Origin of the sequence: Gelidibacter sp. (genome assembly GCF_035515035.1) — a bacterium.
Lineage (GTDB): Bacteria > Bacteroidota > Bacteroidia > Flavobacteriales > Flavobacteriaceae > Gelidibacter.
In genome coordinates this window covers 1-8,939 of the sequence record NZ_DATJCA010000132.1, presented here as the reverse complement: position 1 = coordinate 8,939, position 8,939 = coordinate 1, and the positions used below count along the sequence as shown (strand labels likewise).

At 37.8% G+C, this 8,939-nt stretch carries 10 protein-coding genes; 1 reads left to right on the top strand and 9 read right to left on the bottom strand.

What is annotated here, in order from left to right; genetic code table 11:
* Positions 1–688, top strand: a 688-nt coding sequence (locus VLZ86_RS10940) for an SDR family NAD(P)-dependent oxidoreductase (RefSeq protein ID WP_325451237.1), incomplete at its 5' end; no start/stop codon positions are given.
* Between the two features lie 3 nt (positions 689–691).
* On the opposite strand, the gene VLZ86_RS10935 is transcribed toward VLZ86_RS10940, so the two are convergent.
* The 9 genes from VLZ86_RS10935 to VLZ86_RS10895 all read right to left on the bottom strand — a co-directional run.
* A complete protein-coding gene (locus VLZ86_RS10935) occupies positions 692–1,369 on the bottom strand; it encodes a metal-dependent hydrolase (RefSeq protein WP_325451235.1) in 678 nt (225 codons plus the stop codon).
* 480 nt (positions 1,370–1,849) lie between these two features.
* Positions 1,850–2,752: a 1,4-dihydroxy-2-naphthoate octaprenyltransferase gene (gene menA, locus VLZ86_RS10930; RefSeq protein ID WP_325451233.1), complete on the bottom strand. Its 903-nt coding sequence runs from the start codon at positions 2,750–2,752 to the stop codon at positions 1,850–1,852.
* Between the two features lie 18 nt (positions 2,753–2,770).
* Positions 2,771–3,610 (bottom strand): 1,4-dihydroxy-2-naphthoyl-CoA synthase, encoded by an 840-nt coding sequence (locus VLZ86_RS10925; RefSeq protein ID WP_325451231.1) that lies wholly within the window; start codon positions 3,608–3,610, stop codon positions 2,771–2,773.
* 22 nt (positions 3,611–3,632) lie between these two features.
* A complete protein-coding gene (locus VLZ86_RS10920; RefSeq protein ID WP_325451229.1) occupies positions 3,633–4,463 on the bottom strand; it encodes a CvfB family protein in 831 nt (276 codons plus the stop codon).
* Positions 4,464–4,562: 99 nt separating this feature from the next.
* Positions 4,563–4,904 carry a DUF2853 family protein gene (locus tag VLZ86_RS10915; RefSeq protein ID WP_325451227.1) on the bottom strand — a complete coding sequence of 114 codons (342 nt, stop codon included), beginning with the start codon at positions 4,902–4,904 and terminating at the stop codon, positions 4,563–4,565.
* An 86-nt stretch (positions 4,905–4,990) separates the two neighbouring features.
* Positions 4,991–6,748 carry a 2-succinyl-5-enolpyruvyl-6-hydroxy-3-cyclohexene-1-carboxylate synthase gene (gene menD, locus VLZ86_RS10910; RefSeq protein WP_325451225.1) on the bottom strand — a complete coding sequence of 586 codons (1,758 nt, stop codon included), beginning with the start codon at positions 6,746–6,748 and terminating at the stop codon, positions 4,991–4,993.
* 376 nt (positions 6,749–7,124) lie between these two features.
* A complete protein-coding gene (locus VLZ86_RS10905; protein ID WP_325451223.1) occupies positions 7,125–8,285 on the bottom strand; it encodes a chorismate-binding protein in 1,161 nt (386 codons plus the stop codon).
* A gap of 7 nt (positions 8,286–8,292) precedes the next feature.
* On the bottom strand, positions 8,293–8,718 hold the full coding sequence (locus VLZ86_RS10900) for a PaaI family thioesterase (protein ID WP_325451221.1): 426 nt from the start codon (positions 8,716–8,718) through the stop codon (positions 8,293–8,295).
* Between the two features lie 16 nt (positions 8,719–8,734).
* Positions 8,735–8,939, bottom strand: a 205-nt coding sequence (locus VLZ86_RS10895; RefSeq protein WP_325451219.1) for a hypothetical protein, incomplete at its 5' end; no start/stop codon positions are given.

The following is an 8,939-nucleotide window of genomic DNA, read 5'->3' as shown; positions in this document are numbered from 1 at the left end:
ATCAAGACGTAAAGATGCGCTGGAAGCCGTAAAACAACTATGTAAAAATCCAGAGCACGTTGCCATTCTAGCATTTGATTTGGCAGATTATAATCAGATGGAACCTATAGCACTAAAAGCTATTCAATGCTTTGGCACCGTGGATATCCTTATCAATAATGGTGGCATCAGCCAGCGGTCTTTGGTCATTGATACCGATATTAAAGTGTACAAAAAACTTATGGACATCGATTATTTGGGTACGGTTGCAATTACAAAAGCCCTATTGCCGCATTTTGTGGCACGTCAATCCGGCCAATTTGTAACCGTATCAAGTGTGATGGGGAAATTCAGCAGTCCGCTTCGATCAGGCTATTGTGGGGCCAAGCATGCCCTACACGGCTTTTTTGACACCTTAAGATTGGAACATTCCAAAGACAACATCAAAGTGACCATGATCTGTCCAGGCTTTGTCAATACTGATGTGGCCAGAAATGCCCTAACGGGAAATGGTAGCCAACAACAATACCAAGACGAATCCACTCAAAATGGATTGGACGTGGAGGTCTTTGCCAAACGCATGCTCAAAGCGATTGAAAAAGAAAAGTTTGAAGTTAATATTGGTAAAACCGAGATTTTGGGAGTTTATTTAAAACGCTTTGTACCAAAGTTTTTGCATTGGTATCTTTTACGAAGTGAGGTGAGGTGATCATCACAACTCTATCCCCTCACCTATTTCAAGCAACATCAAATCCTTATTCTTATCAAAAAACTTGCGCTTAGCTTCTTCATGATCAATTTCGATATAGCCAAACGTATCATAATGATACCCCATTATTTTATCACATTGGAGAAAATCGCTGGCAATGATGGCATCATCTACGCCCATGGTAAAGTTATCGCCTATTGGTAGAATTGCCAAATCGAGCTTCAGTCGCATGGGGATTAATTTCATATCCATGGTCAACGCAGTATCTCCTGCGATATAGATATTTTTTCGTTCGCCTTCAATAACAAATCCTCCCGGTTGCCCACCATAGCTGCCATCCGCAAATGACGAGGTATGGATAGCAGTCACATATTTGACCGTTCCGAATTCAAAATCCCATGCTCCGCCATGGTTCATTGGATGCACTTCTAAACCCATTGCCTCAAAATGAGTAGCAATTTCAAAGTTGGACACAATCATGGCATTGGTGCGCTTGGCTATTGCTTCTACATCTAAAACATGATCTTGATGTGCGTGGGTTAAAAGAATATAATCGGCCTTTAAAGTATGGATATCAATATGAGACGCCTTTTCATTGGCTGAAATAAAAGGATCTACTAAAATGTTGACTTCATTGACTTCAATTCCTAAACTGGAGTGACCGTAATATGTAATTTTCATGATTTTTTGAAATTTGTTGAATTAATTTTTGAACGACTTAAATATATTCAAAATATTTATGAACGACTCCATTTTTGGGGGATAAAAAGTGGGGTTTCAGGAAGAACTATATGGGTACGATGGACGTGGGATGAAATTTGACTGACTTTCAAAAAATATTGGGATTAACTACTATTTTGATTGCGTAGTTTCTGGATTACAACATCGAATTAAGAAATCGGAGATATTCGAACTAAATTCGGCATTCCATCCTGAGACTCCGTCCTTCGGCGGGTTAGTTCAACCAACTATTTTGAATGCACATTTCATACTTTTCAAAATAGGGTTTCACTAAAAAAACTCAGACATATTTAACAATCTGCCTGAGTTTTAAAGCCCCAAATTTATAACCAACTGATTAAGAAAATGAATGTTGGTTTAAAAATTACAGTGTAATATACTGTATAAATCCCTGATCACCAAACATCAACCGATTTTTATTTATAGAATATATCCAATTCCCAATAACAGAGAAAATAAAAATGTAGATAATGCCAACACTTTTAATTGCGAATCGAAATCGGAAGACTTCTCAGCTTTTGCAATCTTTTTTATGTGAAGCGTTAGCGGTATATAAGCGAGAAGAAAGAGAAAGTTCCAAAGCGACGTATAATATAAAATAGCAAATATAAGTCCTACAACCATGGCGCCCATGACCAGCAATAAATGGTATTTCTTAGATTTATCCTTTCCTAACTTGACTGCAGTAGTAATTTTATCAGACAGTTTATCCGACTCAATATCTCTCATATTATTTAGATTAAGGACACCTACACTCAAGAGACCCACTGCAATTGCAGGGAAGACCACAATATGATCCAATTGTTTGGCAAACAGGAAGTAACTTCCAACCACGCTCACCAATCCGAAGAAAACAAACACATAAATATCACCTAATCCTCTGTACCCATAGGCGGAATCTCCCATGGTATATTTCATGGCCGCATAAACTGAGAGTGCCCCAAGGGCAAAAAAGAAGAGCGAATAAAAAAAGTAACGATGCCCAAAAGCAGTATAAATGAGGAGTACCGTCAGGAAGATCACAATCATGACATTGATTTTCAACGCATCAAACATTTGTTCTGGCGTGATTTTTCCACTCTGGACTGCACGCATGGGCCCTACTCTATTTTCATTATCAGTACCTTTGGTCCCGTCTCCATAATCATTGGCCAAATTTGAGAGAATTTGCAAGGCTAGTGTTACCAATAACGCCAAAATAAAAACGAAGGGATTGAAGAATCCGTTGTAAACGGCAAAACAACTTCCTATGACAATTCCTGAAATAGATAATGGCAACGTTCGTAATCTGAACGCTGAAAACCACAATTTTAATCTTTCCATTCTAAAATTTTGGGTGGTTTATGGAATCCATTTTTTTTCAAAATTGGGCTTCCGCTTCTCCAGAAAAGCATTGCGTCCTTCAATGGCTTCTTCTGTCATATAGGCCAGACGTGTTGCTTCTCCTGCAAAAACCTGTTGGCCTACCATCCCGTCATCAGTTAAGTTCATGGCGAACTTCAACATTTTTATAGAAGTGGGTGATTTCCCTAAGATTTCCTGTGCCCATTCATAAGCTGTGTTTTCTAATTCGGCATGCGGAATTACGGCGTTCACCATCCCCATCTCATAGGCTTCTTGTGCAGAGTAGTTTCTTCCTAGGAAAAAGATTTCCCGAGCTCTTTTCTGACCCACCATTTTTGCCAAATAGGCAGAGCCATAACCACCATCAAAACTGGTTACATCGGCATCTGTTTGTTTAAAAATAGCGTGTTCCTTACTCGCTAAAGTGAGATCACACACCACATGTAAACTGTGCCCACCTCCAACTGCCCATCCAGGAACCACGGCAATAACCGCCTTTGGCATGAAACGGATCAAACGTTGAACTTCCAAGATGTTTAAACGGTGATACCCATCCTCACCTACGTAACCCTGCTTTCCTCTAGCCTTTTGATCGCCTCCACTACAGAAGGAATAAACGCCATCTTTAGACGATGGTCCTTCAGCAGATAATAATACCACACCAATATTTACATCTTCGTTGGCATCGTAAAACGCATCGTATAGTTCACTCGTAGTTTTGGGTCTAAATGCATTTCTAACATCCGGTCTGTTGAACGCTATTCGGGCAACCCCATTACTCTTTTTATAGGTGATATCTTGGTATTCCTTTACAGTTTCCCAGTTAATTTGACTCATTTATGATATTTTTTGAAATGACTTAAATAAGATAGATTCCATCTTCCTTAATTTCGATTAATCGTTGTTTATATAAAGTCCCAATGGCTTTTTTGAAGGTCTTCTTACTCATTTGTAATACTGCCTTAATGTCCTCTGGATCTGATTTGTCGGTTAATTTGAGATAACCGCCATTGTCTTCCAATTCATGCATAATGGCATCAGCATTTGGTTCAATTTTTCGATAACCTATCTGCTCTAAAGTGATGTCCAGTTTATTGTCAGGTCTGATCTTTTTGACCACACCTTTCATGCGATCACCAATGCTCAATTCCTTATAAATATCATCCTGAAAGATCAATCCCGCATGTTTATTATTGACAATGACATTCATTCCAATTTCTGAAGGATGCGAAATGATAACGTCCACTTCTTCAAATTGAGTCACCGTCAGCTCTTTATTATCCAAGAAGTGATTGGTTTTGCTCGACGCGGCCAATCGACCCGTTTTTTCATCCAAATAACAATGCACCAAATACCAACCGCCTGCTTTCATTTTAAAAGCTTGCTCCTTAAATGGACAGAAAAGTTCTTTTACCAAGCCCCAATCTAAGAATGCACCATGGTCAGTAACTTGATTGCAGCGCAGCATTGCAAACTCGCCGCGTGTTATGTACGGCTTGTCAGTTACCGCAACAAGACGTTCCTCATTATCTAAATAAACAAATACTTCAATTTTATCCCAAATCTTATAAGTTTCAGGAACATATCTATTTGGCAACAACACCTCGTTGCCTTCGGTATCAGCAATATAAACGCCTTGCTCAGCCTCTCTAATTATTTCTAAGGTATTATATTCTCCAATATGTATCATGGTGCAAAGGTAAGTATATTCGTGTTTATCCTACAAAAAAAGCGATACTGTTCTGAAATTTCAGAAGTAACGCTTTTTGAATTTTAAGGTTGGTACTTATTATTTGTAAACCGCTTCTTTTTTAAAGTGCGTTGTCAATAAATAATAGACCACAGCTCTGTACTTATTTCTGTTGGATTTACCATATTTTTCCATCACTGAATCAATGGCTTTGTCTAATTCTGGACCATCTTTCAATCCAAGTTTCTTGATTAAAAAGTTGTTTTTAACGGTTGCAATTTCATTAGGATCAGTTGCTGAAACTGTTGATGAGTCCGCGTTGTAAATTGATGGACCACAACCAATGGTTACCTTGGTCAATAAATCCATGTCAGGAGTTACCCCACATTTCTCTTTTAAGTCGGCTGCATACTTTGTAATTAATTCATCTCTTTTACTCATTATTGAAAAGTTTTTAGTTACTTAATTAAGGTCTCAATATACTAAAATTTAACATCTCCGTAAAAAATAACACTCAGATTTATTGATTATTTAAGATACTTAAAATACTCTAGCAGGACTTCGTCGTTAGCTTGTTCTGCGGTATTGATCTCGAGTATTTTAGGTCCCTTACTTTCTTTGTAGAAAGAATTGAGTGCCATGGTCAAATCATTATGGGAGGCTACTTTTTTATATTTAAAATTATACATTTCAGCCAAATGTTGCGCCGATAATTTATGCTTGGTTTCAAAAAAAGTATCGAAATTTTCCGTGTTTTTATGTCCTGGGAGGATTCTAAAAATACCACCGCCACCATTATTGATGACAATTATTCTAAAAGTATCCGGAATATAATTGTTCCAAAGTGCGTTGCTGTCATAAAAGAAACTCAAATCGCCCGTAATAAAATTAGTTTGTCTTTTATGGACCACTGCACATCCAATTGCGGTTGATGTACTCCCATCAATCCCGCTGGTGCCTCTATTGCAGTAAACTTCAATGGATTTATGAATGTCAAAAAGTTGCGCATATCTAATGGCGGAACTGTTCCCTACCTGTAAAATAGTATCATTTGGAAGTGTCTTAAAAAGGGTGTCAAAAACCTTGAAGTCAGAAAACGAAATTTTCTCCAAAAAACTGTTGTGCTTCTTATTTCGCTCCATTTTTATTCCCGTCCAATAATTTCTGTACGAACTTGTTACTTGAGGAGCCTTTGGCAAAAACTCACTGAAAAAATAATTGGGAGTTTCTTTAATGTGCTGAGTCAGGCAAAAATAAGTATCATAAGCCCTGGTTTCACTAATATGCCAATACTCTTTGGGTTGGTATTCCCTTAGAAAGGATTTAATTTTTTTGGAAACTACCATGCCACCAAAAGTGATGAGAATTTCCGGTTGAAGTTTTATAAACTCGTCCTTTTTGAGGGGTGCAATCAACTTGTCAATACTTGTGATAAATGCGCCATGGTCTAAATTGGAAGTGGTTTCCGTCAGGACAATAACACTGTCATCTTTTGCCAATAAATTCAACCACTTCTGCTCAATTTTATTTGGTGCGTATTCGCCTACCAAAACCATTTTTCGTTTTGCCTTTCGCCAATCGTTCAAACATTGATCCATGATATAAGAATCCATTTTAGGTTCTTCAAATTCAATAGGAATGTTTTTTGGTGATACTTTTAAGGTGTCCACCATCTCATAAAGCGGCTCATCAAAGGGCACGTTGATATGGACCGGTCCTTTTTTAAAGATTGATTTGTTAATGGCATCGTTCAATTCTAGCTCATTAAACTTTTGGATATCTTTTTGGAGCCCTAATAAACGCTCTAGTTTATCTTCAATATTCTTAAAAATGGGAATGTCCTCAGTGACGGGAATATTCAGTTCGTCCTTTAAATCCAATTTTAAATTTGCCGAATGAAGAATGTGATTTTCAAAAACATTTTTCTGATTGATGGTTTGCCCGTCCCCTATATTTTGAAGGTGTTTTGGCCGGTCTGCCGAAAGAACGATTAATGGAATTTCACTATAATATGCTTCCGCAACTGCTGGATAATAATTGAGCAATGCACTGCCGGAAGTACAGACCACCACCACAGGGACCTCAATCTGCTGGGCAATACCAACGGCGAAAAATGCCGCGCAGCGCTCATCTACAATACTATAACATTTGAAAAACGGATCGTTGGAAAAACCAATGGTCAAAGGCGCATTTCTGCTGCCAGGTGAGATGACAATATGTTTTATGTTTTTTGCTTTACACAACTGAATAACGGTCTGTGCCAGCGGAATTCTAGGATATTTCATTCATGGATAATCTTGTTGCAAAAATACGAAAATAGGAGAGCTAAATGAAAAATTGGTGATCGAAAAACTCCAAATCAAAAATTTACAAATCTGAAGTATCAAATTTTAAATTCCAGCCACGCATCCAATTGAGCCATCTTAAATATGGTTGATCTTTTTAAAGACTAATTAGTTCCATTATAGAGCTCATGTCAACATTTGTGGAACTTATAACATAACTTTTAGATTATAGACAAATTGTTGACTTAAAAACTTACCCAAAGATTTTCTCGGATATTAAAAAACCTTATCTTAAGAATTGTTTTACTCTTTAATACAATAAACCGTCTTAACCTACAATTGGACCTAATCCAAATTCCTAATTCCTCATCGTCTTTCACCACTCCAGCACACTCTTAATAACCTTGGATTTATGCACTGTTTCCTCCCATTCCGCCAAGGGATCAGAATCTTTTGTGATACCTCCACCAACATAAACAAAGACATTTTGATCTTGCATTTTCATGCAACGCAAATTCACATAAAGATCAGAGATCGATTTTTGAGCCCTGTAAGCATTATTTTCTACATTACGTCTATTGGGGTTTCTTGCTATGGTTTCCTTCAGATGTAATTCGCCCATAAATCCGGCATAAAACTCCCTAGGGTAACCTTCATTTTCAATAATATACGCTTTCGCTTTTTCTTTCGGAAAGCCACATACTGCGGGGGTGGGATGCAAAGCCTCCAAAATTGGTTTCAGGGTTCTTGTTTCAGGTGATAACTGCATCGAAATCTCCGTTTGAAGGTGCAAGAGATTTCCAGCTTTCACGGTTTTTTGTTCAGAAACTCTCATGACGTCACTGTAAGATAATCGGTTACCAAGAGATTCTCGGAGACTTTCAACAATAAAATCAGTGACAATTTGCTGTTCTTCCTTTTCCTTTTCTTTCCAAACTACTTCGGTGGTTCCTTCAAAAGCTTGAGTGCCCGCTAAAGACATCGTTTTTAATTGGATTCCTCTCACGCTCAATAAAGTTTCAGGCGTTGCTCCCAGCCATAAACCAACTTTTGGGTGGTACCAACAATAAACAAATGCAGTTGGGTAGCGTTGTAATAGTCGTTTAAAAATTTCAATGGGATGTGTTTCTACATTCTCAACCCGTTCTCGTCTTGAAAGTACGACCTTTGAAAAACAGCCGGTTTTTATCGCAGCAATTCCATATGCTACTTTTTTTATATGCGATAACATCTGTGAATCGTTATTACGGTTGGTGATGCCAGTGGTTTTGAGGTCACCAATCTTACCTTCGGAAAAATCCTTTTCATCAAATTCAACAGAAATGAACTCCGCATGTTCTAGGGGAAGGATAAAGGCATCTTGCCTGCTATCAAAAGGTGCAAATACAAATCCGCTTTCAGTATAATCAACAACAATTTGCAGCGCATCATTATTTTGAAACATCCGCTTCAATTCTGAGGCATTCGGTTTTTTGTAAACCACAAAAGGCAACTGATCATGATATTGTTTTTTGATCTGCTCAAAAAAGTGATCCATGGCCATCCTATTTATTTTTTGGTAAAGTAATGGTTGACAACCTGCAAATGGAGACCAAGTTGTCATGATCATCAGTAATTCTTATATCCAGTAGTTGGGTGGTTCTGCCCTTGTGAAGAAAGGTCGCTTTGGCATAAACATAGCCCTCTTTAACCGATTTTAAATGATTGGCGGTTATCTCAAGTCCGCGGACGAATGAATTCTCAGTATCCAGAAAAATATGTGATGCAAAACTGCCTACACTTTCAGCCAACGCGGCTGTAGCACCGCCATGAAGCACACCATCAGGTTGATAAACTCGGGAGTTGACTGGCATTCTCGCCACCAAAAAATCTGGACCGTAGTCGATCATTTCGATATTTAGGGTTTCCATTAAGGTGTTTTTACTGGCACTATTCGCTTTTGCCAATAGGTCTTCTTTAGATAATTGCATAGAGTTTTCGTTTTTTTTAACCAAATGTAAAGGTACAAAACAATCTTTCAGGTTTCAGATTTCTTGTTTCTTGTTTCTTGTTTCTTGTTTCTTGTTTCGGGTTTTTAAAAAAAAATATGGTCATTTCTATATTGATTGTTGTTCTTATGTATTCAAAGTAGATGATTTTCTGTTTTGTCTTGAATCCTGAATCTTGAATCCTGAATCTTGAATCTTGAATC

Bases quoted from the DNA above. Each gene is read 5' to 3' on its own strand.
- VLZ86_RS10935 (WP_325451235.1), bottom strand. From the start codon at position 1,369: ATGAAAATTACATATTACGGTCACTCCAGTTTAGGAATTGAAGTCAAT.
- menA (WP_325451233.1), bottom strand. From the start codon at position 2,752: ATGGAAAGATTAAAATTGTGGTTTTCAGCGTTCAGATTACGAACGTTG.
- VLZ86_RS10925 (WP_325451231.1), bottom strand. From the start codon at position 3,610: ATGAGTCAAATTAACTGGGAAACTGTAAAGGAATACCAAGATATCACC.
- VLZ86_RS10920 (WP_325451229.1), bottom strand. From the start codon at position 4,463: ATGATACATATTGGAGAATATAATACCTTAGAAATAATTAGAGAGGCT.
- VLZ86_RS10915 (WP_325451227.1), bottom strand. From the start codon at position 4,904: ATGAGTAAAAGAGATGAATTAATTACAAAGTATGCAGCCGACTTAAAA.
- menD (WP_325451225.1), bottom strand. From the start codon at position 6,748: ATGAAATATCCTAGAATTCCGCTGGCACAGACCGTTATTCAGTTGTGT.
- VLZ86_RS10905 (WP_325451223.1), bottom strand. From the start codon at position 8,285: ATGGATCACTTTTTTGAGCAGATCAAAAAACAATATCATGATCAGTTG.
- VLZ86_RS10900 (WP_325451221.1), bottom strand. From the start codon at position 8,718: ATGCAATTATCTAAAGAAGACCTATTGGCAAAAGCGAATAGTGCCAGT.